The 24,921-nt window shown below is 44.3% G+C and carries 25 protein-coding genes, 11 tRNA genes and 1 rRNA gene; 2 read left to right on the top strand and 35 right to left on the bottom strand.

Translation table 11 applies throughout. The features are described 5' to 3' along the window. From DYI25_RS21910 to DYI25_RS21850, 13 genes are all read right to left on the bottom strand, one after another. Window positions 1-85: ribosomal RNA gene (locus tag DYI25_RS21910) — 16S ribosomal RNA — on the bottom strand; the annotation flags it as partial. Window positions 86-205: 120 nt separating this feature from the next. Then, window positions 206-279 (bottom strand) — tRNA-Gly (locus DYI25_RS21905). Between the two features lie 20 nt (window positions 280-299). Further along, window positions 300-376 (bottom strand) — tRNA-Pro (locus DYI25_RS21900). A 17-nt stretch (window positions 377-393) separates the two neighbouring features. After that, a tRNA-Arg gene (locus DYI25_RS21895) sits at window positions 394-470 on the bottom strand. A 63-nt stretch (window positions 471-533) separates the two neighbouring features. Beyond that, a tRNA-Leu gene (locus tag DYI25_RS21890) sits at window positions 534-619 on the bottom strand. A gap of 58 nt (window positions 620-677) precedes the next feature. After that, window positions 678-762, bottom strand: a tRNA-Leu gene (locus DYI25_RS21885). Window positions 763-829: 67 nt separating this feature from the next. Continuing rightward, window positions 830-905 (bottom strand) — tRNA-Lys (locus DYI25_RS21880). Window positions 906-910: 5 nt separating this feature from the next. Then, a tRNA-Gln gene (locus DYI25_RS21875) sits at window positions 911-985 on the bottom strand. Window positions 986-991: 6 nt separating this feature from the next. Then, window positions 992-1,067 (bottom strand) — tRNA-Asp (locus tag DYI25_RS21870). Window positions 1,068-1,096: 29 nt separating this feature from the next. Next, a tRNA-Glu gene (locus DYI25_RS21865) sits at window positions 1,097-1,171 on the bottom strand. Between the two features lie 15 nt (window positions 1,172-1,186). After that, window positions 1,187-1,277: transfer RNA gene (locus DYI25_RS21860), tRNA-Ser, on the bottom strand. A gap of 16 nt (window positions 1,278-1,293) precedes the next feature. Then, window positions 1,294-1,368, bottom strand: a tRNA-Asn gene (locus DYI25_RS21855). Between the two features lie 119 nt (window positions 1,369-1,487). Then, a complete protein-coding gene (locus tag DYI25_RS21850) occupies window positions 1,488-1,961 on the bottom strand; it encodes a SprT family protein (protein ID WP_213372843.1) in 474 nt (157 codons plus the stop codon). A 95-nt stretch (window positions 1,962-2,056) separates the two neighbouring features. Here DYI25_RS21850 and cmpA point away from each other — a divergent pair, with 95 nt between their 5' ends. Further along, window positions 2,057-2,176 carry a cortex morphogenetic protein CmpA gene (gene cmpA / locus DYI25_RS21845; RefSeq protein WP_213372841.1) on the top strand — a complete coding sequence of 40 codons (120 nt, stop codon included), beginning with the start codon at window positions 2,057-2,059 and terminating at the stop codon, window positions 2,174-2,176. A gap of 31 nt (window positions 2,177-2,207) precedes the next feature. Here cmpA and DYI25_RS21840 read toward each other — a convergent pair whose 3' ends face one another. From DYI25_RS21840 to acpS, 14 genes are all read right to left on the bottom strand, one after another. Further along, window positions 2,208-4,376, bottom strand: a complete 2,169-nt coding sequence (locus DYI25_RS21840; RefSeq protein ID WP_213372854.1) for a Tex family protein — start codon at window positions 4,374-4,376, stop codon at window positions 2,208-2,210. A 212-nt stretch (window positions 4,377-4,588) separates the two neighbouring features. Continuing rightward, window positions 4,589-5,188 (bottom strand): PP2C family serine/threonine-protein phosphatase, encoded by a 600-nt coding sequence (locus DYI25_RS21835; RefSeq protein ID WP_213372839.1) that lies wholly within the window; start codon window positions 5,186-5,188, stop codon window positions 4,589-4,591. Further along, window positions 5,185-5,979: an RNA polymerase sigma factor SigB gene (gene sigB / locus DYI25_RS21830; protein WP_213372837.1), complete on the bottom strand. Its 795-nt coding sequence runs from the start codon at window positions 5,977-5,979 to the stop codon at window positions 5,185-5,187. Before sigB ends, DYI25_RS21835 begins: the two co-directional genes overlap by 4 nt. Next, window positions 5,957-6,430: an anti-sigma B factor RsbW gene (rsbW, locus tag DYI25_RS21825; protein WP_213372835.1), complete on the bottom strand. Its 474-nt coding sequence runs from the start codon at window positions 6,428-6,430 to the stop codon at window positions 5,957-5,959. The genes sigB and rsbW overlap by 23 nt, the downstream gene beginning before the upstream one ends. Continuing rightward, window positions 6,427-6,759 carry an anti-sigma factor antagonist gene (locus DYI25_RS21820; RefSeq protein ID WP_213372833.1) on the bottom strand — a complete coding sequence of 111 codons (333 nt, stop codon included), beginning with the start codon at window positions 6,757-6,759 and terminating at the stop codon, window positions 6,427-6,429. Before DYI25_RS21820 ends, rsbW begins: the two co-directional genes overlap by 4 nt. A gap of 58 nt (window positions 6,760-6,817) precedes the next feature. Then, window positions 6,818-7,828: a PP2C family protein-serine/threonine phosphatase gene (locus DYI25_RS21815; RefSeq protein WP_213372831.1), complete on the bottom strand. Its 1,011-nt coding sequence runs from the start codon at window positions 7,826-7,828 to the stop codon at window positions 6,818-6,820. Window positions 7,829-7,839: 11 nt separating this feature from the next. Further along, window positions 7,840-8,241: an anti-sigma regulatory factor gene (locus DYI25_RS21810; RefSeq protein ID WP_041967777.1), complete on the bottom strand. Its 402-nt coding sequence runs from the start codon at window positions 8,239-8,241 to the stop codon at window positions 7,840-7,842. 4 nt (window positions 8,242-8,245) lie between these two features. Beyond that, window positions 8,246-8,602: an STAS domain-containing protein gene (locus DYI25_RS21805; RefSeq protein ID WP_041967776.1), complete on the bottom strand. Its 357-nt coding sequence runs from the start codon at window positions 8,600-8,602 to the stop codon at window positions 8,246-8,248. Then, window positions 8,599-9,432 carry an RsbT co-antagonist protein RsbRA gene (locus DYI25_RS21800; RefSeq protein WP_213372830.1) on the bottom strand — a complete coding sequence of 278 codons (834 nt, stop codon included), beginning with the start codon at window positions 9,430-9,432 and terminating at the stop codon, window positions 8,599-8,601. The genes DYI25_RS21805 and DYI25_RS21800 overlap by 4 nt, the downstream gene beginning before the upstream one ends. A gap of 1,105 nt (window positions 9,433-10,537) precedes the next feature. Further along, window positions 10,538-10,888, bottom strand: coding sequence for a type II toxin-antitoxin system endoribonuclease NdoA (gene ndoA, locus DYI25_RS21795; RefSeq protein ID WP_041967053.1), 351 nt, complete (start codon window positions 10,886-10,888; stop codon window positions 10,538-10,540). Between the two features lie 4 nt (window positions 10,889-10,892). Beyond that, on the bottom strand, window positions 10,893-11,174 hold the full coding sequence (locus DYI25_RS21790) for a CopG family ribbon-helix-helix protein (protein WP_031308192.1): 282 nt from the start codon (window positions 11,172-11,174) through the stop codon (window positions 10,893-10,895). 375 nt (window positions 11,175-11,549) lie between these two features. After that, complete coding sequence (alr, locus tag DYI25_RS21785; protein WP_425374547.1) at window positions 11,550-12,707, bottom strand: alanine racemase; 1,158 nt, start codon at window positions 12,705-12,707, stop codon at window positions 11,550-11,552. Between the two features lie 321 nt (window positions 12,708-13,028). Then, entirely contained in the window at window positions 13,029-14,042 is a 1,014-nt protein-coding gene (locus DYI25_RS21780) for a LolA family protein (RefSeq protein WP_213372828.1), read from the bottom strand. Between the two features lie 191 nt (window positions 14,043-14,233). Next, window positions 14,234-14,587 (bottom strand): holo-ACP synthase, encoded by a 354-nt coding sequence (gene acpS, locus DYI25_RS21775; RefSeq protein ID WP_213372827.1) that lies wholly within the window; start codon window positions 14,585-14,587, stop codon window positions 14,234-14,236. Window positions 14,588-14,732: 145 nt separating this feature from the next. Between acpS and DYI25_RS21770 the strand changes: the two genes are divergently transcribed. Continuing rightward, entirely contained in the window at window positions 14,733-15,317 is a 585-nt protein-coding gene (locus DYI25_RS21770) for a rhomboid family intramembrane serine protease (RefSeq protein WP_213372826.1), read from the top strand. A 134-nt stretch (window positions 15,318-15,451) separates the two neighbouring features. On the opposite strand, the gene DYI25_RS21765 is transcribed toward DYI25_RS21770, so the two are convergent. The 8 genes from DYI25_RS21765 to DYI25_RS21730 all read right to left on the bottom strand — a co-directional run bounded on the left by DYI25_RS21765 (window position 15,452) and on the right by DYI25_RS21730 (window position 24,837). Next, complete coding sequence (locus DYI25_RS21765) at window positions 15,452-16,900, bottom strand: PH domain-containing protein (protein WP_213372825.1); 1,449 nt, start codon at window positions 16,898-16,900, stop codon at window positions 15,452-15,454. Further along, a complete protein-coding gene (locus DYI25_RS21760; RefSeq protein ID WP_213372824.1) occupies window positions 16,893-17,375 on the bottom strand; it encodes a PH domain-containing protein in 483 nt (160 codons plus the stop codon). Before DYI25_RS21760 ends, DYI25_RS21765 begins: the two co-directional genes overlap by 8 nt. Window positions 17,376-17,475: 100 nt before the next feature. After that, window positions 17,476-18,441 carry a UV DNA damage repair endonuclease UvsE gene (uvsE, locus tag DYI25_RS21755; protein ID WP_213372822.1) on the bottom strand — a complete coding sequence of 322 codons (966 nt, stop codon included), beginning with the start codon at window positions 18,439-18,441 and terminating at the stop codon, window positions 17,476-17,478. Window positions 18,442-18,810: 369 nt separating this feature from the next. Next, entirely contained in the window at window positions 18,811-20,292 is a 1,482-nt protein-coding gene (locus tag DYI25_RS21750) for a DEAD/DEAH box helicase (RefSeq protein WP_274609550.1), read from the bottom strand. Between the two features lie 326 nt (window positions 20,293-20,618). After that, window positions 20,619-21,329 (bottom strand): alpha/beta hydrolase, encoded by a 711-nt coding sequence (locus DYI25_RS21745; RefSeq protein ID WP_213372820.1) that lies wholly within the window; start codon window positions 21,327-21,329, stop codon window positions 20,619-20,621. Window positions 21,330-21,475: 146 nt separating this feature from the next. Further along, window positions 21,476-22,855, bottom strand: a complete 1,380-nt coding sequence (locus DYI25_RS21740; RefSeq protein WP_213372818.1) for a UDP-N-acetylmuramoyl-tripeptide--D-alanyl-D-alanine ligase — start codon at window positions 22,853-22,855, stop codon at window positions 21,476-21,478. Window positions 22,856-22,927: 72 nt separating this feature from the next. Further along, window positions 22,928-24,010 carry a D-alanine--D-alanine ligase gene (locus DYI25_RS21735; RefSeq protein ID WP_213372817.1) on the bottom strand — a complete coding sequence of 361 codons (1,083 nt, stop codon included), beginning with the start codon at window positions 24,008-24,010 and terminating at the stop codon, window positions 22,928-22,930. Between the two features lie 407 nt (window positions 24,011-24,417). Beyond that, window positions 24,418-24,837 (bottom strand): universal stress protein, encoded by a 420-nt coding sequence (locus tag DYI25_RS21730; protein ID WP_213372816.1) that lies wholly within the window; start codon window positions 24,835-24,837, stop codon window positions 24,418-24,420. Between the last annotated feature and the right edge of the window lie 84 nt (window positions 24,838-24,921).

Genomic DNA, 24,921 nt, shown 5'->3' with positions numbered 1-24,921 from the left:
GCAAGCTAATGAAGATCCGCTCGACTTGCATGTATTAGGCACGCCGCCAGCGTTCGTCCTGAGCCAGGATCAAACTCTCCAAGAAAGAGTTATGAGTTAGCTCATAAAGTTAAAACGTTGGCTCATGTTCTTCTATTAAATAGAAGACATGATAATTTATTGTTTGTTGACGCTTGTTTGTTTAGTTTTCAAAGAACAATCATACTGGAGCGGGTGATGGGAATCGAACCCACTACATCAGCTTGGAAGGCTGAGGTTTTACCAGTAAACTACACCCGCATATAAAGTTGGTTGCTGAATGGTCGGGAAGACAGGATTCGAACCTGCGACCCCTTGGTCCCAAACCAAGTGCTCTACCAAGCTGAGCTACTCCCCGTTATTAGAGAAAAATAATGGCGCGCCCGAAAGGAGTCGAACCCATAACCTTCTGATCCGTAGTCAGACGCTCTATCCAATTGAGCTACGGGCGCATTTAGTTTCAATAGCAACTTTTATATATTATCACATCCGTTACTGGATGTCAATAACTTTTTTGGTGCGGCCGAGAGGACTTGAACCTCCACGGGGTTGCCCCCACTAGGCCCTCAACCTAGCGCGTCTGCCATTCCGCCACGACCGCATAACATGACAGGATTATACATTAACTGATTGAAGTTCATTAATCAACAGGTAATTAATGGTGCGGGTGAAGGGAGTCGAACCCCCACGCCTTGCGGCGCCAGATCCTAAGTCTGGTGCGTCTGCCAATTCCGCCACACCCGCATATTAAAATTTCGATTTCGCTGTTGCGAAATTAAGGATGATTATTTTCGCTAGCGCGAAAAAATCTTGGTGAGCCATGAAGGACTCGAACCTTCGACCCTCTGATTAAAAGTCAGATGCTCTACCGACTGAGCTAATGGCTCAAAAATGGCTGGGCTAGCTGGATTCGAACCAACGCATGACGGAGTCAAAGTCCGTTGCCTTACCGCTTGGCTATAGCCCAATAAAATGGCGGTCCCGACCGGGATCGAACCGGCGATCTCCTGCGTGACAGGCAGGCATGTTAACCGCTACACCACGGGACCAAATAAGATGATGTTTTGTTTTTTTGAAATGGTGACCCCTACGGGATTCGAACCCGTGTTACCGCCGTGAAAGGGCGGTGTCTTAACCGCTTGACCAAGGGGCCATATTAAAAAGGTTCTGGCGGAGAAGGAGGGATTTGAACCCTCGCGCCGCTTACGCGACCTACACCCTTAGCAGGGGCGCCTCTTCAGCCTCTTGAGTACTTCCCCATACCTCTAAAATTAATGGCTCCGCAGGTAGGATTCGAACCTACGACCGCTCGGTTAACAGCCGAGTGCTCTACCACTGAGCTACTGCGGAATAAGCAAATTTTTAATGTCGTTGTCTTGTCGACTCTTACTATTATAGGGAGGTGCCTAGTAAAAGTCAAGGGTGTTTTTGATAAGTTTTTTATTTCTTTATAAAATGCCTACAAAAGTTTATTCTACAGTCATTTCTTTTACTTTCACCAGCTTTCCTCGGCATTTTCCACACACGTATTTTGAGGTATTTATAGATCTTTTGCGGCGATAAGTCAACTTACAGCTGCTGCACTGATAAAAAACGAATTTCTGTTTCGACCTTCTTTTCTTTTTCTCTGGAAGTGCAGAACAAAATCTCGGGGCATCTACCTTCTTTAACAAGTCTCTAAAATCTTTATCCCGATGCTTGTACCCTTTTCCTTCTATATGAAGATGGTAATGGCATAGTTCATGCTTAATGATCCCGACGAGCTCTTCTTCACCCAGCTGCTCAAAATACTTTTTATTAATTTCAATGTTGTGGCTGCTCAGCATATAGCGCCCGCCAGTTGTCCGGAGCCTTGGATTGAAAAACGCCTTATGCCTGAATGGCTTATGGAAGTATTCATTGGAAATCATCACTACAAGATTGTGCAATTCTTGATCAGTCATCTGTAAAACGCCCGCCTTTTATAGAAACATGACAACCCATTATAGCATATATTAATGTTACCTTTTAACGCATTATCTTAAGGAGGTATTGCTCTATGCCTGTCTGGTTTCAGAATCAAATGAAACGAGCCTTCTATGAGAAAAATAGATATCAGATCAAACTTTTAAACCAGTGTTGGTACTTTTATAGAAATAAGCAAGGTATGAACGAATAAAGACTGCAGGAACTCCTGCAGTCTTTTTTCATTATGCCTGCTCAGGCTTAAGCATCGTCAAGGCGACTCGGCCTTTTTTCTGGTCGACACTATCCACCCAGACAGTGACTACGTCACCAACAGATACGATATCCAGCGGGTGTTTAACGAACCGGTTGCTTAGCTTTGAGATATGGACAAGTCCATCCTGCTTTACACCGATATCGACGAAAGCGCCGAAGTCAACCACGTTCCGCACAGTACCCTGAAGCTCCATTCCATTTTTCAGATCCTCAAGCTTCAATACATCCTTTTTCAATAGTGGTGATGGAAGCTCGTCACGCGGATCCCTTTCAGGCCTTACGAGTGCATCGATGATATCTTTCAATGTAAGTTTCCCGATTCCTAATTCATCTGCAGTCTGTTCGATGTTGATTTTAGCTAACGCGTCCTTTAATGCTGGAGTTCCTAAGTCCTTTGTTTTGAATCCCAGGCTATCAAGAAGTTGCTTTACCTCACCGTAACTTTCTGGGTGGATGCCGGTACGGTCAAGAGGTTCCTTCCCATCGATGACACGCAGGAATCCAATTGCCTGTTCATATGTCTTGGCTCCGAGACGCGGAATTTTTTTCAGTTGGGTCCTGCTAGTGAACTTCCCTTCTTCTTCACGTTTCTTAACTATATTATTGGCTACTGTTTTAGAAAGGCCAGATACGTACTGTAATAATGAAGAAGAAGCTGTATTTACATTGACACCGACCTGGTTAACTGCCGTCTCAACAACGAATGTCAGAGAATCAGATAGTTTTTTCTGGCTGACATCATGCTGGTACTGGCCGACACCGACGGATTTCGGATCTATTTTAACGAGTTCAGCTAGCGGGTCCTGCAAACGGCGGGCAATCGAAACTGCACTTCTTTCTTCTACCTGGAAATTAGGGAATTCTTCGCGGGCAAGATCGGATGCTGAATAAACACTCGCACCTGCTTCATTGACAATGAGATAGTAAATCTCTTTATCCATCTCTTTCAGGATGTCTGACACAAATTGTTCTGTTTCCCTGGAAGCAGTTCCGTTGCCGATTGCAACCATTTCTACGTCATAGTGTTTCAGGACTTTAATGAATTTTTCCTTCGCCTCAGTATTTTTTGTCCCGGAGGTATGTGGGTAAATCACACCGATTGATAAGACTTTCCCCGTTTCATCTACAGCGGCCAACTTACACCCTGTTCTGAATGCCGGGTCAACACCCAGGACGACCTTCCCTTTTAACGGCGGCTGCAAAAGCAGCTTTCTAAGGTTTTCCGAGAAGATGTGAATCGCTTGCTCTTCGGCTTTTTCTGTCAGTTCATTCCTGATTTCGCGTTCGATTGACGGCTGGATCAGTCGCTTATATGCGTCCTCGATAGCCTCCGTTACTGCTGTGGCAGTGACAGAGTGATTTTTAGAAATCCACTTGCGCTGCAAGTAGCTCATAATGATATCCGTTTTTGGTTTAATAGAAACTCTTAACAAGTCTTCTTTTTCCCCACGGTTGAGCGCCAGAATCCGGTGCGGCACCACTTTATTGACTGGCTCGGAATACTCATAATACATCTCATAAACATTCTTCTCATCCTGCTCTTCATTTTTCACTGAAGATTCGATTGAGCCAGTTTTGTAGGTTTCATTCCGAATCCACTTGCGGCTGTCTGCATCATCGGAAATAACTTCCGCGATGATGTCTTTCGCACCGGCAATCGCATCTTCTATAGATTCGACACCTTTTTCTTCTGATAAAAACTCCTTGGCTTTTTCTTCGAGACTTCCGTTTACAGGTAACTCCAGCATCCACTGTGCAAGCGGCTCTAGGCCCTTCTCTTTTGCAACAGTCGCTTTCGTTCTTCTTTTTTGTTTGTATGGTCGGTATAAGTCTTCTACTTCCTGTAGCTTGATTGCTTTTTCAATGTTCGTCTTCAGTTCGTCAGTCAGCTTTCCTTGTTCTTCGATGAGCCTGATGACTTCCTCTTTACGCTGCTCTAAATTCTGTATGTATTGCCATCTTTCAACGATGTCGCGGATTTGCACTTCGTCAAGCGCACCAGTCATTTCCTTTCGGTAACGGGCTATGAACGGTACAGTGTTACCTTCATCAATTAATGAAATGACACTTTGCACTTGTTTAGCTGTTAACGATTGCTCTTTGGCAATGATTTTTACATATTGATCTTGCTTATCCATTGTTTGAGTCAAGAGACAATCCTCCATAATCTATATTGATATTACTTGTCACTTTAATAGTGTACCAAAATCAGCAGAAGGTTTACAGCGAGCATAAGACTTCAGCTCTCCTGTTATGCAGCGATTTATGTAGTATAGTCATACATTTAGCTGGAATCCAACTATTCCTTATGGATAGTAGCCTCTATATAAAACAAAAAGAAGCCCACCGGCTAAAGTAGACTTCCCACAATAAAAGTTGCATCATCCATTGAGTTTGCATATTCGTTTTTGATTTGTTCTGCGATGGCAGCAACTGAGCGATACCCCTTCAATATCGTTTTAGCGCCATGGATATTGTCAAAACCGTCTGAGTAAATCAGGAATTTTGATTCTGGCTCATAAACGAATCTCTGAGTGTGAAATACCTGCGGCTTCCCTGATAGATAGCCTGTGACTGGCAAAGGGTATGTCAGCTTGCCATTTGAGGCGTAGAGGAAGAAGCGGATATTTCCGACACAGCTGTATACAAATTCGCGGGTTTCGAAGTAGACTTTGAAGATCGAGACAGCAGCCCCTCGTTTTTGCACCAAAATATTGTTGCAGTATTTCATGAGCGTATCTACGTCTTCGTGATGGTGTTGCTCTACTACTGAAACGACTGCCGCAGAAGCTTCGTGGGCGTATTGCCCTGACCCTAATCCATCAGCAAGTACACAGACAAAATACTCATCAGTAGCTGTATAATAATAACTGTCACCGCACTCTATTTTACCTTCTTTGATTGTCTGGTAAGCATAAAGTTCTATTTTGTCTTTGAACTGTTGGATCATGTAATGAACTCCGAGTTGTTGTTTTCCGCATGGATCGCTTCTTGGAGCTTTTTTATTGCCCTTCTTTGAAGTCGTGATACATGCATCTGTGAAATGCCAAGCTTGTCACCAGCCTCTTTTTGGCTGAGGTTATCAAGATAGGTATATTGGATAATTAACTTTTCGCGTTCGTTCAATACATGCAGTACTTTTTCGAGCACCATTCTCTGATTGATTTTTTCATAGCCATCATCAATGTTTCCGACTATATCCAACAGGGTGACTGTTCCTCCGTCAGAATCGGCTTCAATAGAATGGTCAACGGATAACGCCTGGTAGCTTTTCCCCATCTCCATAGCTTCCAATACTTCTTCTTCAGAAACCTGGAGTGCTTCCGCGATTTCATCTACTCGAGGAGACCGGTGCAGCTGGGTGGTCAAATCTTCGACAGTCGTCTTGATTTTGGGACCAAGCTCCTTTATCCTGCGCGGCACGTGTACGCTCCACGTTTTATCTCTTAAGAATCTTTTGATTTCTCCAATGATGGTCGGCACGGCAAATGCCTCAAAGCTTTTCCCAAATGTTTCATCATAGCGTCGGATTGCGCCTAAAAGACCAATCATCCCAACCTGGAAGATATCCTCGTGGAATGATCTCCCTTTGGAATACTTTCTGGCAATTGTTTCGACAAGGTTTTGATAATGAAGAACCAGCTCATTTTGGGCGTCTGCATCCTCATGCTGCTGGTAGGCTTTGATTAATTCATTAATCTCTTCTTTTGGCCTCTGCTTAGGTTGAGATCGTCTCTGCATCTCTCTCCACCTGCTCTCCTTCTCGGTACTTGGTCATAAAGACCGTGACGCCCTCTTTGTGATGAATACGAACCTCGTCCATCAAGGTTTCGATCAGATACAGTCCCAAGCCTCCTTCGCGAAGGAATTCCACAGAACTATTCTGGTCATAAGGCCCAAGCCCCTGACGCGCTGAATGGAAATCAAAGCTCTGGCCATTATCTGCAACCATAACTTCAAGCTTGTCTTCATACAATCCGAAACCGATGATGACTTCGCCGTTCTCATTGTTTTTATATGCGTGCTGTACAGCGTTGGTACAAGCTTCGCTGGTAGCAATTTTTAAATCTTCAATTTCGTCGTATGAAAAACCCATGCGGCTTGCAATACCAGAGAGGGTCAAACGAATGACACCCACGAATTCCGGTTTAGCCGGGATTTTCATTTCAATATAGTCAAATGACTCGTTCATTGCACTCCACCCTCAATCTGGCTGTTTATATCGATAATATCGGCCAAGCCGGTGATTTCGAAAAGTCTCTGCAAACGTTCGGACACCCCTACGATTTTAAATTCACCGTCATGCGCACGGACGTTTTTAAATACTCCTACAAATACTCCAAGCCCTGTACTATCCATATAATTGACCTCTGAAAGGTCGACAACCATCGTTACGCCCTCTTTTTCAGACAAAGGGAAAAGCTTTTCACGAAGCTGTGGAGCTGTATATGCATCAATTTCGCCGCTTACTTTAACCGCTAGCTTTGATTCTGTTTCTTTAACATCTATCGAAATATTCATAAATGACCCACCCTTTACAATTCAATTGCTCTTTTGATTTACCCGGTTCTGAATCCGTTTAAACATCTCTTTTCAAAATGATTAAGGTAAAATCATCTCGCAATTGGAAATGCTGAAGTTTTTCAAGTTCCCTAAAGATATTATTGACAATTTCCTGAGCATTTAAGTGAATATATTTATTTATATACCCGATTAATGTTTCCTTTTCGATGAAACCTTCTTCTGTCCTGCATTCTGTTACTCCGTCAGACATCAGGATCACCATATCCCCAGGAAGTATTTCTTTTTCATACTGGGTATACTTCGTCCGCTTGTCCACTCCTAGCAGTAAGCCTCTAGCGACCAACTCCGAGAATTCCTTCTTTTTGGAATCGTAATAGAAGCCAGGCTCATGCCCTGCGGATGAATAATAGAAGATATTGTTGGAAGGATTGAACATTCCGTAGAACATCGTAATGAACATGCTTGGGTCAACGTTCTGCTCAACGACTCTATTCAGGTTTTCCAGGATGCTGCTTGGATCAAGCCGGTTTTCCGGCAGGCTGTCCATCGCATATTTGATCATCGACATACACAGTGCTGCAGGTATCCCTTTTCCGATTACATCCGCAATCGCAACACTTATATTGTTGTTTTCATCCTGGACAAAATGGAAGTAATCACCGTTCATATGTTTAGCTGGAACACTTATCGCCCCGATATCAATTCCAGGCACAGCCGGGATTTTCGTACCGAGCAAGGTTTGCTGAACATTGGCGGCAATCTCCATTTCGGACCTTAATTCCTCCTGCTGATGTCTTAAGCTTTGGTGCTCTCGATAAGCAATGCCATAGCCAATCATCACCTCAAGGAGGATATCAAAGGAATGCATAATATCTTCCGGAAGTTCGGGATACATCTCAAGAAGCAAGCTTTTATGCACGCTGATGATTTCCTCCGGTGCGATTTTGTGTTCAATCGACTTTCGGCTGAACTTCTGCCCTGCATACAATGCTTGTTCTGATTGCTCTTTTATATAATTGTCAAGAATATCCCGATACTTTGATTCCATCATTTCTCGGAAATCCATACTTTTTCCCCCTAACGGAGCCATTTAGTTGCTTTGATTTGTGTTCCTTGTCCGGGAGTTGAGTCTATGTCGAATTCATCCATAAGACGCTTCACTCCGGGAAGGCCTGCTCCTAGTCCTCCTGATGTTGAAAAGCCATCTTCCATGACTTGGCGTATTTCTTTTATACCTGGGCCGCTGTCCACTGCGTTGATTCGCAATCCCGCTTTACCGCCGTCATATAATTTATCGATGCAAATCTGCCCCTTGCCGGCGTACAAGTAGATATTTCTGGCCAATTCACTGATGGCGGTGGTGATTCGCGCCTGGTCAACTGTTCCAAAACCAAGCTCCTTCGCAACATTCCGTCCAAGCTGGCGCGCTGCGACGATGTCCCATTCGTTAATGATCGTAACGCAGGATTGGATGTCCATTCAGCTATTCCCCCAATTCCTGTTGTAATTTCTCCAAACCTTTTTCTAAATCTAATGCAGTTAGGACATCATCAAGGCCGATACCTAATTCAATTAGCGTTATGGCAACAGCAGGCTGGATTCCGGTAATGACCACTATCGCACCCATGAGCTTGGACATATTGATAACATCCCCAAGGACCTTGGCGATAAATGAGTCGATGAAGTCGATGGAGGTTAAATCAATGACGACTCCATTGGCACTTGTCTCATGAATCTTGTGGAGCAAGTCCTCTTGAAATTGAAGAGCAGTCTGGTCATCAAGCTCCCATTGAATGGAGACTAAAAGACAATCATCCAGTTTTAGGATAGGTATTCTCACTTTGCTCCCTCCAATGACACGATTTTTTTATTTGTCAGCTCAAGAGCTGCTTCGATTCCTTTTTTTAAGTTATTCTTCGTTGTGAACTGATTCAAGTCAATGCCCAGATTCACGATGGTCTGCGCAATTTCAGGACGAATCCCTACAAGCATGCACTTGGCACCGATGAGCCTAACGGCATCAGCTGCCTGGATGATATGGTGAGCAACCATCGTATCTACGACAGGTACCCCTGTAATATCAATCAAGACGACCTCGGAACGGTGTTTCACCGCACCCTTAAGAAGGTTCTCCATAATTTGCTTTGCACGCTCAGTATCAATCGTACCGACTAATGGCATTACGGTGATTCCCTCAAATACAGGGATGAGTGGAGCCGAAAGCTCTTGCAAGGCAATTTTCTGAAGGGAAACCGTTCTTTCCCACGTGGATGAATATACGCTGACAATTTCATTGTTCATCGGTGTCGACCAGCGATCAAATTCATAAACCATATCCATCTGATTTTCAGGAGTAACGACTCCCTCCTTTTGCATGCCCTCAAACACAATCAGATTGAAGGTATGAAGCCCCTTGGTTACGAACGTCAACGGCCAGCCAAGCCTGACGACCTTTTCAGCAAAATCAGTCAGCCTTTCATTATACTCTTCGTTCGATCCCTTAAAATTCGAGATGATCAGATCTATGAATTCCTTGCTCGTAGATTGAAAAACCCGATCCGAGACAAGGCGGATCACCCGGTCATCTGCTTCTTCCTTTGTCCTATCTATCCATTGGTCCAGGATCTCCTGCTTATGAGCCTGGATATAATTTGAAATTGTTCTATTCATTCCATCCTCCCCATTCTATCACAACAAAATTTTACATTACCCTTTTCCGGCCATTTGTAAACCAATCTTAAAACTGTAAAAAAACATTCATAAAAGCCTGATTATTTATATCTCCATTTAATGATAACAGTTTCCTTTCGTCAAATAAAATCAACTTATCGACAGGATTCAACGGATATTGCATTACTTATATGTCTATTATTCCTTTTTTCTTGGATTCAATTTTATGGAGGGAAAAACACTTGAGTGGGAAATGGTTCTTGACGGAGTCGAATGGTTCAGCTCGAGGACCAGGCTGGTTGCAGACAATTTCCGTTTCCACTTCAAAAGTGTCCGAACCGGGACCTGCTTCTGACAACTTTCCTCGTTTTCCCTTTAAACCTTTCCGAACTTGAGCTTACTTTTGACAGCTTTTCTGCCCTTTCCTGTCAAACCTGTCTTAATTCTGAGCTTTTCTTGACAGCTTCTCCGCTTTTCCTGTCAAACCTGTCTTAATCTTTAGCTTTTCTTGACAGCTTTTCCGCTTTCACCGCCAAACCCGTCTTAATTCCGAGCTTTTCTTGACAGCTTTTCCGCTTTCACCGCCAATCCTGTCTTAATTCCGAGCTTTTCTTGACAGCTTTTCCGCTTTCACCGCCAAACCCGTCTTAATTCCGAGCTTTTCTTGACAGCTTCTCCGCTTCCCCGGCCAAACCTGTCTTAATTCCGAGCTTTTCTTGACAGCTTCTCCGCTTTCACCGCCAAACATGTCTTAATTCCGAGCTTTTCTTGACAGCTTTTCCGCTTTCACCGCCAATCCTGTCTTAATTCTGAGCTTTTCTTGACAGTTTTTCCGCTCTTCCGGTCAAACCTGTCTTAATTTCGAGTTGTTCTTGACAGCTTTTCCGCTTTTCCTGCCAAACCCACGCCTTTCTTCTGACTGTCTGTCCTCTTTAACTTCTGTAATCAGCACAAACTTCCCGCCAACTAAAAAAGAGACAAGCCGCTAAGCTTGCCTCTCACACAGGAAAACATCCGTTTTTTATTTTATAGTTATGTATAAGGCCTGTTGGCAGGCCTTGTGTTCGGTTACAAAAAAACGCTCTTTTAAAGAGCGTGCTGTTCATCAGAATTCAATAAGACCTAAACTTACCTGAAGGGCTTCATCCACTTTTTCCATCATTTCGTCATCGAGATGGGTAATTTTATCTGTTAGGCGCTGTTTGTCAATTGTGCGTATTTGCTCCAACAAGATAACCGAGTCTCGTTCAAAACCGTACCGCTTCGCATCAATTTCTACATGAGTGGGAAGCTTGGCTTTTTGGATCTGTGCTGTGATCGCTGCGATAATGACTGTGGGACTAAACCGATTCCCGATGTCGTTTTGGATGACCAGGACAGGGCGAACTCCGCCTTGCTCCGAACCAACAACTGGGGATAGGTCCGCAAAATAGACGTCACCACGTTTGACAATCAAAGGATTATCCTCCGCTGACTAGACGTTCAACTGTGTGTTCTGCCTCGTATTCTGCTTGAAATGCTTCAGATGCAATGGTCAGATTAATTTTGGCCATTTCCATATAGCCACGTCTCATGGATTCACGAATTTGTCTCTTTTTCTTCTCACGCAAAAACATTTTTGTTGCCTGATAAATAAATTCGCTGCGGTTTACGTTCTCTTGCTTAACAAATCCATCTAGTTCACTTAAAAGATGCTGCGGTAACTTTACCAAAATCTCAGTTGTTGCGCTGGATTCAGACACAAACATACACCTCCACCATCATCACTACATACCATTATTAAGTTCGTTATCTCTCTACCATTACTAATATTATCACTATTTATGCCAGATGCAAAGGTAAATCAGCAATTCTTCTGTATTATCCGCCAAAAAATTAATATTTTATGCATGGTTTTAGCGGGATTGAACAGGTTTGTTAATTATTGGATGTGTTTTATAACAAGGCCCTTTTCGTAAATTTTTGTTACTTTCACAACGAAAGTAACAACCGGCACCTGGCTTTTACGAGTAACCCATGCAATTCTAGTTCAGTAGTCTCCTCGAAAGGAGCCCCATCCCTTTAAAAATGCGGACGCAAGTACATGTTCGAAAAGCAACATTCCAAGCGACAACAGCCTATAACAGCGAATTGTTTAAATCGACTACTTTGCCATCCTGCCTGTACAACCTTGGAACTCTTGATGAGATGATACATGGGACTTCGTAGTTGATTGTTTCTAGCTTGCTTGCAATCTCATTGATGGAGATTGTCTCTTCTCCCTGGCTGCCAATCAACGTAGCAATTGTCCCGACTGAGACTTCATTCGGAAGCCTTACCATGCATTGGTCCATGCAAATCCGTCCTATGATCGGGGATCTTTTGCCATCGACCAGCACTTCCTGGCCCTGTAATCTGCGTATCCATCCATCAGCATACCCAATCGGAAGCGTCCCTACCCAAATTTCTTCAGGCGCTTCATATGTTGCGCCGTAGCTGACCTTTTCCCCTTTTTCCAGCTTCTTCACATGCACGAGACTCGAGTGAAGCGTGAATGCCTCTTGCAAATCAACCGGTAACTCAGGTGCAATCTCCATTGATGGAGCAAGTCCGTACATTGCGATCCCTACTCTTACAGCATTGAACTGTGCATCTGCGTGCATGAGGGCTGCGGCACTATTGCTGCTGTGGACGACCGGCGGCTGCTTTTCCATTGAACTCAGCATTTCCCTGAATAAGGCGAGCTGCTTGTTAAAATACGCATCATCCAGTTCATCTGCTGTCGCGTAGTGGGTGTAGATTCCGTGAAGCTGCAATCTCGCATCTTCTTCAATTAATCTTTCTACTGCCTTCAATTCCTCTACTGACCGAATCCCGATTCGGCCCATTCCGGTATCTATTTTTATATGAAGCATAAGGGTGGAATCCTTTTTCAATACATCCTGCGCTTTTGCCAGCCATTCTTTCTGGAAAACAGTCAGAATAATCCCTTCTTCAGCAGCGATGTTCACATCTTCGGGTCTGCTTGCACCGAGCACGAGAATAGGAGCCGTAATCCCCTTTTTCCTTAACGCGAGTGCTTCATCCATGAACGCAACCGCAAGCATAGATGCTCCCGCTTCCAAGGCCGCCTCGGCAACTTGCGAATCCCCGTGTCCATAGGCATTGGCTTTCACAACTGCAATAAACTCAACATCCTCAGGCAGATGACCCTTGATCTCTTTTACATTCTTTTTTACTCGATCCAGATCAACTTCTGCCCATGTATCACGGTAAAAAAATCCTTGCTCCTCCAACGAAAACTCCACTTCCTTCAATCCGAACATTATTTATATTGTTTTATTATCAAACCGAAAGAACTCAATGTCAAATGGATAATATTTGCGTGGAATTGAGGAGGACAACCAAGGGCCATAATTGGTGAATTTGAGTGTGAAAACGCACAGGAATTTAGTGGTATCTCCGATTCCTTTCCGACATGACTTTGATGATGGACAGGAGTTTGGTGGTTTCACTGTTTTGTGTCCGTCATTAACCTTCTGCTGTCCTTAAAGTCTAATTTGTTTCAACTCAATAAAAAAACAGGCCCAGGTTTCGCTGAGCCTGCTTTCAGAATCTTATTTTTCCATATCGGCCAGGACCGATTTTGCTACCATTTCCAGTTCTTCTGGTGATAGGTCTGTTGAAGCCAGCATATAATCGACTCCGAGGTGGGTCCACGAAACAGAAGTTTCGTTCATGGCACCGATTGTGAATCCTAGGTCGACAGGCTTTCCAGTCATGTTGATCGCAGATGACATTGCAGGCATTGCGTCTGCTTTTTCCTGGATCAGCGTGAATGATTTTTCGCCGTCATACGTGAGCACCACGCGCTTTCCGTTCTCTGTCGTGATTTCCTTTTCATCAATCAATGTCACGCCAGGGATTTCTGCGACTGGATATTTCACGGTAAATTCCTGGTCTTCCACATCTGCCATTACCGGCACCTCAAGCTGTGCACCTGTCATGTTTTTCTTCATATCAAACGCATCTTTGTCAAAGCTTGCGTCGAATTTCACGTCGGAGAATTCAACCGTCACGAGAGCATTGCGGTCAGGATCCATCACCTTCACACTGACCGGCGCCAGGTTCTTCTTGTTCAGCTTGATTTCCTGGATTGGCAGCATCTTGTTGTTCTGGTATCTTGTTTTTGTTTCGAACACGTAATGCTCCTTGGTCGCCGAGAATTTCGCTTGCTTATCCTCGAGAATATCCATGATTAAAGATTCGTAAAGGTACGCCTGGCTGCTGTTTTTTGGCCAGTCACTCTGGAATTTGAAGCTTTTGTTAAGGGCAGGCGTCAGAACAAAAACTCCTTCATCATTCCTGAGGATCATCTGGCTTTGGTCCTTCTGGGCATTCTTTAGGTTCACACGGTAAAATGATGGATCTTTATGCCAAATCTCCACATCGTACACTTGCGGCTCTGTACCCATTTGCAATGTCATCTTTGCCTTAGCCTTGTAACTCTTCAGATCTTCGAGCGTTCCATCCAACTCTTTAACCACAGATTCCTGTGATTTTGTACCGCAGGCAGCCAGAGCAAAAATAACCATGAGCCCGGCGAGAAGCAGCAATAACCTTTTCTTCATTCTTCCAACCCCTTTTAGTCTCATTTAAACGTGTAAAGGGAAAGAAAGGACAGGAATAAGACACCGGCTGCAAAATTGCTTGAGTGGTCTTCGTGCAGCCATGTTCTCGCCGCCCTAGCCTTGTCTCCCTTACTGCATTATGAATATATGAGACAACCTGGGCGAATATGCCCCCGGGACCCGACAAGCATTTAAATTTTTTCGATTACCACCTGCGCAATTGCATATTGCTCACTGTGGGAAATAGAGAGGTGAACTCCCTCCATAAAAGGCTTTGTGACGATTGGTCGGCCGTGCGGATCTGTTTCGACTTCAATATCCATGAAGGACAATTCTTTTCCGATGCCAGTCCCTTTCGCCTTTGAAAAAGCCTCCTTCGCCGCCCAGCGACCTGCAAGGAATTCAATTCCTCTCCGCTCATTATATTGTTTGAAAACTTCTATTTCTTTTTCCGTTAAAACTCGCTCCGGAAAACGCGGCTGTGATTCCACCAGCTTGCGGATCCGGCCAATTTCCACGATATCAATTCCCGTTCCGATAATCATTTTTCCAGCTCCCTTCTAAAAAAGATGAATGCCGCATAGAAAATAGTGTACAACTTTCGCCGTTTAGGGCTATCCTGTAAATTAGGACTCTTACCTAATTCACAAATATCCAAGCCTCAAAATAATGAGGACCCAGGAGGTTTCCATGTTTACTAGAACTGAAAGCTTGCGTGACTTCATTAGGCTTTACCCGGTTATTTCAATCATTATTACCATCCATATCTTATTATACTTAATGACGGCATTACCATTTTTCCCTGGCAGATATGTATTCGAGCTCCTGGCCGGAGTGAACCTGTACATTGTCAATGGCGACTACTGGCGGCTAGTGACTCCGATTTTCATGCATGCGGGTTTTGCGCATATGCTGTTCAACAGCTTTTCACTCGTCTTGTTCGGCCCAGCACTCGAGCAGCTGCTTGGCAAAACAAAATTCATCCTAGTGTATCTTGTTACAGGAATCGCCGCAAACATCGCTACACTGATCCTCGAGCCGCTGACATACACACATGTTGGCTCAAGCGGAGCAATCTTCGGCCTGTTCGGTTTCTATATATCTATTATTATGTTCCGAAAAGCCATGATGTCCCGTGAAAACTCTCAGACGATCATGACCATCGCCATCATTGCCGTGATCATGACATTCGTCCAGTCGAACATCAATATTACCGCACATATTTTTGGTATGGTCGCAGGCTTCCTGACCGGTGCCGCAACTTATAGAAGATAATACGATTGTAAAAAAGCGCCTAGGGGGCGCTTTTTTTTGGGGACAGGAGTGAATTTCACTTCGAAAAATGCACAGCTCCAGCTCCTAGCCCCTCGAGTCGCTTGTCGGGGCTGACCAAGGCACTTGCGCTTTTCTTATTCAGCGGTTTCATGTGAGTACCAATGGTACATCATGTCGACATGCTCTTTCTCAAGGTCAATAACTTTGCCTCCAGCACCGCCATGCCCGGACTTGACAATTGCCTCGACGGTTGCCAGTTTCTTTTTCCGCTGAAAAAAGCTTTCTTTGACGCTGAAGGACTGGACTTTATTTTTCCTCATATATACTGTGTTCTTGACAATATTGCGGTATCGGAAGGTCAGCATCCCCTGATCGAGGCTCCAGCCTGCATCCTTATAATTCAGGTATGACCATAAAGCCGATAACACCAGCAGGAGCAGTGCGCCATAGCCCCATGGTCTCAAAAGCCAGATTGCCGCTATGATGATTGGCAGCGTAAATAGCCAGCCTTTCAATAAATATCTGCTGTATGCCCGCCCAGGTGCAGGCGAAATATTTACCCGGAAGTGGTACTCACTCAAATGCGGTTTGAGCAGGCCGGGGATTTTTCTTTTTTTCACGATTGGCAGGATGAGGACCTTCGAGCTTTCCTGGTCAAGTGCCGAGCCTCCCGCACTTTCTACATATGCCGAAGCATAGCCTAGCGGCTGCCTGATGAGGTTCTCGCTGATGCGGACAGCCTGGATTCTACTAAGCGGAATCGTAAACTGGCGCTTTTCCAGCAATCCACGTGTAATGACTAGATCATTATCCACTTTTCTTACGGTAAAATTAGCGTATTTCAGCATCGTGCCAAACAGTGCGATGATCCACGCAAGCAGGAATCCAAGAAAAACCACAACACTGATAAAAACAAAACCATTTTGGACAAAGTGCTCGACTCCATCAAAAATCTGTTCATAAGGAATGAACTCTTCAAATTGGAATACGAACGCAAGCACCGCGGAAATGACCACACCGACTCCGCCTGATGTAGTCGCAAGCATCAATAGTTCTGAAACAGATATTTTATATAAAAGGTCATCCGATGATTCAGTCTCTTCATCCCCTTGCACGCTTTGTCCCGACTTTTTGATGGAGACCAGATAGTCATGGATTTCTTGTGCATCCTGCTTCGTAATCGCCGTAAGGACTGCCTCTCCATCCTGGAGGCCCATCCCGCCGGAGCCAGCCGTCTCTACCTTCACCTTCACAAGGCCGAACAGCCTCTGTAAAATTCCTTCTGACAAATCAAGGCTTTGGATCCGGTCGAACGGAATATATCGCTTTTTCCTGACGATCAGTCCGTATTCAATTCGCAGTTCGCCTTGCTCAATGCGATATGTAAACCTGTACCAAGCCAACACCCCGTATACTAAAACCAGCAGAACAACTCCAATCGAGCCAAAGAAGTAAAACAGGTCCCAATCCGTTCCCCTGCTCCCGAAAACAACGAAGATCAGGAAAGGGATAATCATTTCCTTCAGCTGGCGAAGCGCATTGACGACAGCAGCAATCGGATGCAATCTTTTAGGATCAGACATCTTCATCCGCCACCCTTGCAAGTCTTGATATGGATATCCTCAAATTCTCGGCTTCCTCCATATCAAGCGCAGGTATTTCATGGATGGTCGCAGCTGTCGATACTGTCACAGTGGATAATTGGTATTTTCGCAGCAAAGGCCCTTGCTGTGTATCAACATGCTGGACACGGATCATCGGAATGAGCGTCCTTTTTATGATGAATACTCCGTATTGAAGCTCAATTTCCTGCTCTCTTACTTCATAGCGCCAGCGTTTCCAGCGCAAGGTCGGCAATAATATGATAAATAAATAGCTATATACAGCAGCCACAGCAATGGCTGCGAAAATAATCCAGTCAGGAAAATCAAATAATATCGTAATGGCGATCAGACCGCCCGCTAATGCCCAAACCACCAGGGAATAAAGGCTAGCGGAAATTTTCCAGACAGTCAATGCCTTCTCGGAAATCCGCTTTTGCGGCTCAGAAATCGTCATAAGGTTACCTCCCATTTTTCCAATTAATAGCACCTTCCTAAGTATACAATAACATCACATGAGTATGGCACTAAATTGGGAGGAAAAGAAATATCCCTATTTATTTTAATATGAAGCTGCTGCCGTCAATGGTCTCAATTTCCGGCATTTGCTTTAAATCCTCAGCTAGCTTGAACAGAGCGAGATCTTTCTTTTTCGCTTCGATCATACAGTGGATTTCGGGGACAGATCCTTTTATTCCATTAAGAAAATCCATGAACATTTCAGCATCTACATAATCAGCGTGCGCCCGGAACTCTTTTTCCGAACGAGGACTTGAAATATGCATTTTCACTGACAGCTTTGAGTGCTCCCATGTCCCGACAATCCGATCCCATTGCTCTTGCCAATTTATGTTTTCATGATGGGCCAAGTGATGATGATAATCGAAAACAAGCGGAATTCCAAGCTTCTCACAAAGGTAGAGCGTATCGTGCAGCGTGAACGATGTATCATCATTTTCTAGGATGATCATGTTCTGCAGCCTTGTTGAAACGAGTCCCCAATTATGGATGAATTGCTCAAGCGCTTTTTCCCGATTTTCATAAACGCCTCCGACATGGAGGACACATCTATGCTCAGGGTCGATCTCCATCCCCTTCAATAATGCATGATGCATCGAAAGGGTCTTGATTGAATTGTTCAGTGTCTCGGTTTTCAGTGTATTCAGCAGGACAAAATGGTCCGGGTGAAAATCAACACGCATCGGATTTTCTTGTAAAAAATCCGCTATACCCTTTAACGGTTCTTTTAACGCGCGCATAAACTTCCAGTCCGAAAGCTCTTCATGGTTGGCAAGGGGAATCAGCCTCGAGCTAAGCCGGAAAAAGTGAATCTCGTTTGCTTTGCTGTGCCTTAAAAGACGCAGGCAGTTTTCAAGATTGGATATCGCGATTCTTTCCAGCTTATTGATGGCCGCGTCCCTGTCTTTGATTCCCTGGAATTGCTTGAATGTCATCGTCTGTGAAGGCGAGGCATTCTTCAGTTCCTCGCTCATTGCCACATAGCCAAGCCTGACAATCGTCATTACAGCCACCCCCGTTTTTATTGGTAGTATGCCCAGGTTCGAGGGATGGAGACTGGTAAAATTAATGCTTATATGAGGTTGGTCGATATATTGCGGAATTTGGTCGAATTATCTTGAAATGTGGTCGGATTATTCTGGAATTTGGTCGAATTATCCTAAAAGGTGGTCGAATTATTCTGAAATGTGGTCGGATAACCTTGAAATGTGGTTGAATTATCTATAGATGTTGTCTATATCCAATCAGTGGTTATGAAATAACTGGTTGGATAGATAAAATTTCAAGTTGGGATTCATTTATTTGGTCATTCAATTGAAAGAAGCACATAAAAAACCCCGGTTTAGTTAAAAACCGGGGTTTTGATGTTTATTTTAGCGTGATGATCTTGATTTGTAGCTGCCGCCTTCTCTGCTGCCGCCGCCGCCTGTGCGTTTAGTGCCAGAGCGTGGCTTATAAGGCTTTTTATTGCGTCCATCGCCGCCTCTGTTATCATACCTTCTGCGGTCTCCTTGAGGCTTTTTGTCTCTTCTGTTTGGAAGAGGCTTTTCCTCAGTAAGCTTAACAGGAGTTGTATCAGGCTCTTTAGTCAGCATTTTCAATACGGAAGCAACGACTGTTTGAGCATCATGATTTTTTAATAGCTCATCTGCAGCCTGGCGGTAGTATTGAAGGTTGTTTGACTCAATTGTTTGTGTAATCTTGTCAACAACTGCTCTTTGCTGGCCTTCAAGCGCTTGGTCCAAGGTTGGAGCAGTCATTTTTTCCATGCGGCGTTTAGTCGTTTTTTCCACTACATGAAGGTAAGAAGTCTCTCTCTGTGTGACAAACGTAATCGCCATACCCTCTTTACCTGCACGGCCAGTACGTCCGATACGGTGTACATAGCTTTCAGGGTCTTGTGGGATATCGAAGTTATACACATGAGTTACACCGGAAATATCAAGTCCACGAGCTGCAACATCTGTCGCAACAAGCACGTCGATTGAACCTTCCTTGAACTTTCTAAGAACTGACATACGCTTCGCCTGCGTTAGGTCTCCGTGGATTCCTTCAGCAGTGTAACCGCGCAGGTTCAATGCTTCAGCGAGCTCATCAACACGGCGCTTCGTACGGCCGAAGATGATTGCCAATTCCGGAGATTGGATATCAAGAAGTCGTGTAAGAACATCAAACTTGTTCTTTTCCTGTACTTCAACATAGTATTGCTCGATCAAAGGAACTGTCATTTCCTTCGCTTTTACACGAACAACTTCCGGGTCCTTCATAAAGCGCTCAGCGATCTTGCGGATTGGTCCTGGCATTGTTGCCGAGAACAATAGTGTCTGGCGTTCGCTAGGGATTTTCGCAAGGATTGATTCGATATCTTCGATGAATCCCATGTTCAGCATTTCATCTGCTTCGTCAAGGATGACTGTTTCAACACTGTCAAGACGGATTGTCTTTCTGTTAATGTGGTCAAGAAGTCGTCCTGGCGTTCCGACGATGATGTGAGGTCCTTTTTTCAATGCGCGGATCTGGCGGTTGATATCCTGGCCACCGTAGATTGCAAGAACGCCCACTCTCTTGCCAGCACCGATTTTGTATAATTCCTCGGAAACCTGGATTGCCAATTCACGAGTTGGCGCGATGATGATTCCCTGGATATTATGATTTTCCTTCTTGATTTTTTCCACTAGAGGAATACCGAAAGCAGCAGTCTTACCAGTACCTGTCTGCGCCTGGCCAATCACGTCTTTATTCTGAAGGCTGATTGGAATCGTCTCTGCTTGAATTGGAGTTGCTTCCTCGAAACCCATATTCTTTACAGCTTTTAATGTTGCGGGGCTAATGCCCATGTCTTGGAACATTGTCAACTTTGCTCATTCTCCTTTATGTTCACATTTATCCCGCATCGGCAATTACCGATGCTTCGTTATTTAAGTGGCTGTTTAAGGATCCAAACCATTTCTGATTCTGGTTAGTTTATCGTACCTTTACGGCAAAATAGGTGTTAGCACCTTGTGTTTTAAGCAGGGCTGAATCAGCAATAATAACACGCTGAAGCACAGAACCTGAAATATTAGCAAAAAAAGACATTCTCCAACACGGGAGTATGTCCGCTTAAAGGATTTTCTCAGTTAGACACTCAATATTCATGATACCATCTTTAGGAAGGAAAAGCAATTTTTGAAGAATTGCTTCAGCTTCTGATTCCTTCTCTCGGTTTGGAGGTCAAAAAATCATATACCTCGTTAAATAAGTGTTCTTTTTCATCACAGTGACAGATCAGATGTTTGGAGTTCTTATAAAAAATCAGCCGTTTTTCTTCAGCGCCAATATTTTCATATAAGTAATGGGCGCTTTTCGGGGGGACGATGCCGTCACTCTCGCCTTGAGCGATCAATGTAGGCACCTTCACTTCGTTGAGAATAGGCTTGATTTTGCTCACAAGCCTGCGAAACTGCAAGGTAGCGGTCATGGGTGTTTCTTTGATTTTTCTTGTGTAACGCTTGAATAACTCATTTTCTTTTAATTTTCCTTTTACCGTGTCCCTCATCATTTCCTTGATGTCAGAGGCAAGCTGTTTCGGATTTACATAATAAGCAGCCGCACTGAGCAGGACAAGCTTGTCAACTCGGTAATTAGAGGCGAGATAGCTGGCAATCAGCCCGCCCATCGAAAATCCGACAACAAACACGGTGTCACACTCTTTCAATAGCGCCTTCAGTTCATTCTCTGCATGGTCAAGCCATTCATTATGTTTAATCCCTTTTAATCTGAGCTCATCGCCATGGCCAGGCAGGGTAGGAACTACTATTTTCCAATCAGTCCTCTTCTTCAATGACTGGGCAAGTGGTTCCACTTCGAACGGTGACCCTGTAAAACCATGTATTAATAGACAACCTATCATAACCAATCACCCATTAGTTTTTCTCGTATTTAATCTTTCCCCATTTTAAATCATTTAACCCGAATTTTCATGGATATAGCCTTTTGTAATCATACTGTTAAATGCAACAAGATGCCCTGGCAGGCAGGACATCTTGTTGAGGACTTTTATTGCTGCAATGCATGGACAACTTCTTCTAGCGCCATGCCGCGTGATGCTTTTACGAGGACGATTGTTTCGCCTGTTACGTATTTCTTCAGTTCGTTGCTCAGTTGCTGTTTATCCTGGAAGGAAAATGCCCTGTCGTCCCCAAGAATTTCTTTTGCTCCTTTGGCAATTGATTCACTCAGCTTGCCGTATGTGAATACATAATCAACCTTACCGGCATCGACGGAAGAACCAACCTTGTAATGATATTCTTCCTCAAGAGGCCCAAGCTCTAGCATGTCACCGAGTACAAGGATTTTCCGGGTGTAGCCTGACAGATTGGCAACGAGGTCGATTGCAGCCTTCATGGATGTCGGACTCGCATTGTAGGCATCATTGATGATCTTTTCACCATTAGCACCTTCGGAAAGCTCCATCCTCATATTCGTCAACTTCAAGCTCGCGAAGCCGTCATTCATTTTTTCAAAAGGAACGCCCAGGAACTCTGCCGCAAGCATCGCTGCCAGTGCATTCAGGATATTATGGTTTCCGAGTACCGGCAGATAGAACGTCTCATCTCCAGCGTTCGTCGTAAACTTGTTTCCATTTTCCACCGGCTCGATGCTGACCGGATAAAAGTCGTTATTCTGGCTCGCCCCGAACGTTTTGAGCTCACCCTTACCTGTATAATCCTTCAGTCGTTCCTGTAGAAGGGGTTCGTCTCCATGGAAAATGATCAGTCCGTTTTCCTGGAGACCGCTGATAATTTCAAGCTTCGCATCAGCAATCGCTTCCCTGGATCCTAGGTCGAGCAGGTGCGATTCTCCGATATTTGTGATGATTACAGCATCCGGCCGGCCCATTTTCGTTAAAAATTCAATCTCGCCCTTGCTGCTCATACCCATCTCAAGCACAGCAATCTCTGTATCTTCGCGCAAACGAAGAAGCGTGAGCGGAAGGCCCAGGTGGTTATTGAAGTTACCTTCAGTTTTTTGCACCTTGTATTTTTGCGCCAGCAGATTCGCTGTCATGTCTTTCGTCGTCGTTTTTCCGTTGCTGCCGGTAATACCGACAACCTTGATATCCAGCGAGTTTCGGTAGCTTCTTGCCAGCTCCTGCAAAGCAGTTGTTGTGTCTTCCACGATGATGATCGGCAAATTCTCCGGAGGGTTTGGGACATCCTTTTGCCATAATGCTGCCGAAGCTCCGCCATTCTGGATGACATCTTCGACGAATTTATGACCGTCCGTCCTTTCCCCTTTAAAAGGGATAAATAGATTGCCTGCTTCAATTTTACGAGTGTCGATTGAAACGCCTTTGACGATGACATCGGCAAATTGGCTTACATCATTCAACGCGCCTGCCATTTTGGCGATTTCTGAAAATGGTTTTTGAATCATGCTTTTATCCTCCTGAAATAAAGGAACACGGCCATGCCACTGGCTGCCGTGTCTCCCTGGATGAATTATATGTTAAAAAGTATACTTGATCTTCTGTTTTTCAGCGTGGCGTTCGATTCCAAGGTTCACCAGTTTCTCAATTAACTGCGGGTATTCGACGCCTGTATGCTTCCACAATAGCGGGAACATGCTGAATGGCGTGAAGCCAGGCATTGTATTGACTTCATTGATCAGCAACTGGCCATCCTTTGTCAGGAAAAAGTCTGCACGAACAAGGCCTGAGCAATCAAGCGCCTTGAATGCTGTGATGGCCATTTCCTTAAGGTCAGCATATTGCTGCTCAGTGATTTCAGCAGGGATGATCATAGCTGTATCTCCATCTTCGTACTTCGCTTTGTAATCGTAGAAATCCTTTTTCGGGACGATTTCACCAACTACCGAACACTCAGGCTCATCGTTGCCCAGTACGCCGATTTCGATTTCACGTGCAACGACACCCTGTTCAATGATGATTTTACGGTCGAATTGGAACGCCTCTTTGAACGCTTCTTCAAGCTCCTGCTTGTTCGACGCCTTGCTGATTCCTACGCTGGATCCAAGGTTTGCAGGCTTTACAAAGCAAGGATAGCCAAGTCTTTCTTCAACGAGGCCATATACTTTTTCACTGTCCTTTTCCCACTCGCTGCGAAGGGCGGACACATAATCAACCTGAGGCAGACCCGCCTGTGCGAAAACATTTTTCATGACGATTTTATCCATGCCTGCAGCTGAAGCAAGGACACCATTTCCTACGTATGGCAGGTTCAATAATTCTAGCAAGCCTTGAACCGTTCCATCTTCCCCGTTCGGTCCGTGAAGCAACGGGAAGATGACATCAAGAGTCTGGCTGGATTCCCCTGCTCCTGCCTGGAATAATGCCGGTGTGAATGAAGGAGTAGGCAGATTCGAGTGATCAGAAAACTCAAGAGCCTTTACATTCTCTGCAGGAGCGCCCAGCTGAGGACCCTTGACCCACTCTCCTTCCTCCGTTATGTATATAGGATAAATCTCGAATTTTTCAAAATCCAATGCTTTCGTTACAGCCAAAGCTGTCTGCATCGATACTTTATGTTCAGCCGATTTGCCACCATACAGCAGCCCGATTCTTGTCTTCATAAAAATAGACCTCCAATAAAATTCAATCCGTTTATTATTTTACCACTTTATTTTTTAATTAAGGAATTGTTATCAATATTTAATATTCGCTCTCCAGCTATACTATTTCCTGTTTTAGCAGCATGAAACCTGCCAGGGAGTTAAAAGTTAATATAGCAAGCAATAATTCAGCCCTTTTCAGGCACTCAACCCGATGAAAGCGCCTAATTTACCATATGAAAAATTCAATAAATCTGTGAATGACCAAACCCCTTAACAACTTAAGGTTATCCGTGTATCCTCCACCCAATTAATCACTTACAAGGGAAGACGTCATGAGGAGATTCGGTTTACTGCGAAAACAATATGCAATTAACCAAATATCTTTTATAGACAAAGAAAAACGCTCAGGTATCCCTGAACGCTGGTTATTTTACAATCAAAACCGGTGCTTTCACCCGCTTAGCAACTTTGTGACTGACGCTGCCAAGGACCATTTCCTGGAGGCCATTCAAACCGCGGCTTCCGACGACGACGACATCAAATTGATTTTTGTTGGCATAATCGACAATTGCTGGCCCTGGTTCTCCGAGCAATTTTTCATACCTGAAGTTCAAACTCTCTTCTTCAAGCAAGTTAGTTACTGGCTGGAGCCTGATTTTTCTTTTTTCCTCGACGACCGTACGATCCGCATTATGAAGAACGTCCTCTTTAGATGTTTGTCCATCGACTACATATACCACTGTTATCTCACTATCGCCGCTAAGCTTCGCTAATTCTACCGCTTTTTTTGCCGCACGCACTGAATGGTCAGACCCATCAGAGGCTAACAAGATTCTTTTAAACATGCGATTCCTCCTGAATTTATTTCCATTATCTTATATATAAAGAAAGCACGCTGATTCGTCAACGTGCTTTCCCGAAATATATTT

Origin of the sequence: Mesobacillus boroniphilus (assembly GCF_018424685.1) — a bacterium.
GTDB lineage: Bacteria > Bacillota > Bacilli > Bacillales > Cytobacillaceae > Mesobacillus > Mesobacillus boroniphilus_A.
This window is presented reverse-complemented; position numbering and strand designations above follow the sequence as displayed.

Bases quoted from the DNA above. Each gene is read 5' to 3' on its own strand.
- DYI25_RS21850 (WP_213372843.1), bottom strand. From the start codon at position 1,961: ATGACTGATCAAGAATTGCACAATCTTGTAGTGATGATTTCCAATGAA.
- cmpA (WP_213372841.1), top strand. From the start codon at position 2,057: ATGCCTGTCTGGTTTCAGAATCAAATGAAACGAGCCTTCTATGAGAAA.
- DYI25_RS21840 (WP_213372854.1), bottom strand. From the start codon at position 4,376: ATGGATAAGCAAGATCAATATGTAAAAATCATTGCCAAAGAGCAATCG.
- DYI25_RS21835 (WP_213372839.1), bottom strand. From the start codon at position 5,188: ATGATCCAACAGTTCAAAGACAAAATAGAACTTTATGCTTACCAGACA.
- sigB (WP_213372837.1), bottom strand. From the start codon at position 5,979: ATGCAGAGACGATCTCAACCTAAGCAGAGGCCAAAAGAAGAGATTAAT.
- rsbW (WP_213372835.1), bottom strand. From the start codon at position 6,430: ATGAACGAGTCATTTGACTATATTGAAATGAAAATCCCGGCTAAACCG.
- DYI25_RS21820 (WP_213372833.1), bottom strand. From the start codon at position 6,759: ATGAATATTTCGATAGATGTTAAAGAAACAGAATCAAAGCTAGCGGTT.
- DYI25_RS21815 (WP_213372831.1), bottom strand. From the start codon at position 7,828: ATGGATTTCCGAGAAATGATGGAATCAAAGTATCGGGATATTCTTGAC.
- DYI25_RS21810 (WP_041967777.1), bottom strand. From the start codon at position 8,241: ATGGACATCCAATCCTGCGTTACGATCATTAACGAATGGGACATCGTC.
- DYI25_RS21800 (WP_213372830.1), bottom strand. From the start codon at position 9,432: ATGAATAGAACAATTTCAAATTATATCCAGGCTCATAAGCAGGAGATC.
- DYI25_RS21780 (WP_213372828.1), bottom strand. From the start codon at position 14,042: ATGAAGAAAAGGTTATTGCTGCTTCTCGCCGGGCTCATGGTTATTTTT.
- acpS (WP_213372827.1), bottom strand. From the start codon at position 14,587: ATGATTATCGGAACGGGAATTGATATCGTGGAAATTGGCCGGATCCGC.
- DYI25_RS21770 (WP_213372826.1), top strand. From the start codon at position 14,733: ATGTTTACTAGAACTGAAAGCTTGCGTGACTTCATTAGGCTTTACCCG.
- DYI25_RS21765 (WP_213372825.1), bottom strand. From the start codon at position 16,900: ATGTCTGATCCTAAAAGATTGCATCCGATTGCTGCTGTCGTCAATGCG.
- DYI25_RS21760 (WP_213372824.1), bottom strand. From the start codon at position 17,375: ATGACGATTTCTGAGCCGCAAAAGCGGATTTCCGAGAAGGCATTGACT.
- uvsE (WP_213372822.1), bottom strand. From the start codon at position 18,441: ATGACGATTGTCAGGCTTGGCTATGTGGCAATGAGCGAGGAACTGAAG.
- DYI25_RS21745 (WP_213372820.1), bottom strand. From the start codon at position 21,329: ATGATAGGTTGTCTATTAATACATGGTTTTACAGGGTCACCGTTCGAA.
- DYI25_RS21740 (WP_213372818.1), bottom strand. From the start codon at position 22,855: ATGATTCAAAAACCATTTTCAGAAATCGCCAAAATGGCAGGCGCGTTG.
- DYI25_RS21735 (WP_213372817.1), bottom strand. From the start codon at position 24,010: ATGAAGACAAGAATCGGGCTGCTGTATGGTGGCAAATCGGCTGAACAT.
- DYI25_RS21730 (WP_213372816.1), bottom strand. From the start codon at position 24,837: ATGTTTAAAAGAATCTTGTTAGCCTCTGATGGGTCTGACCATTCAGTG.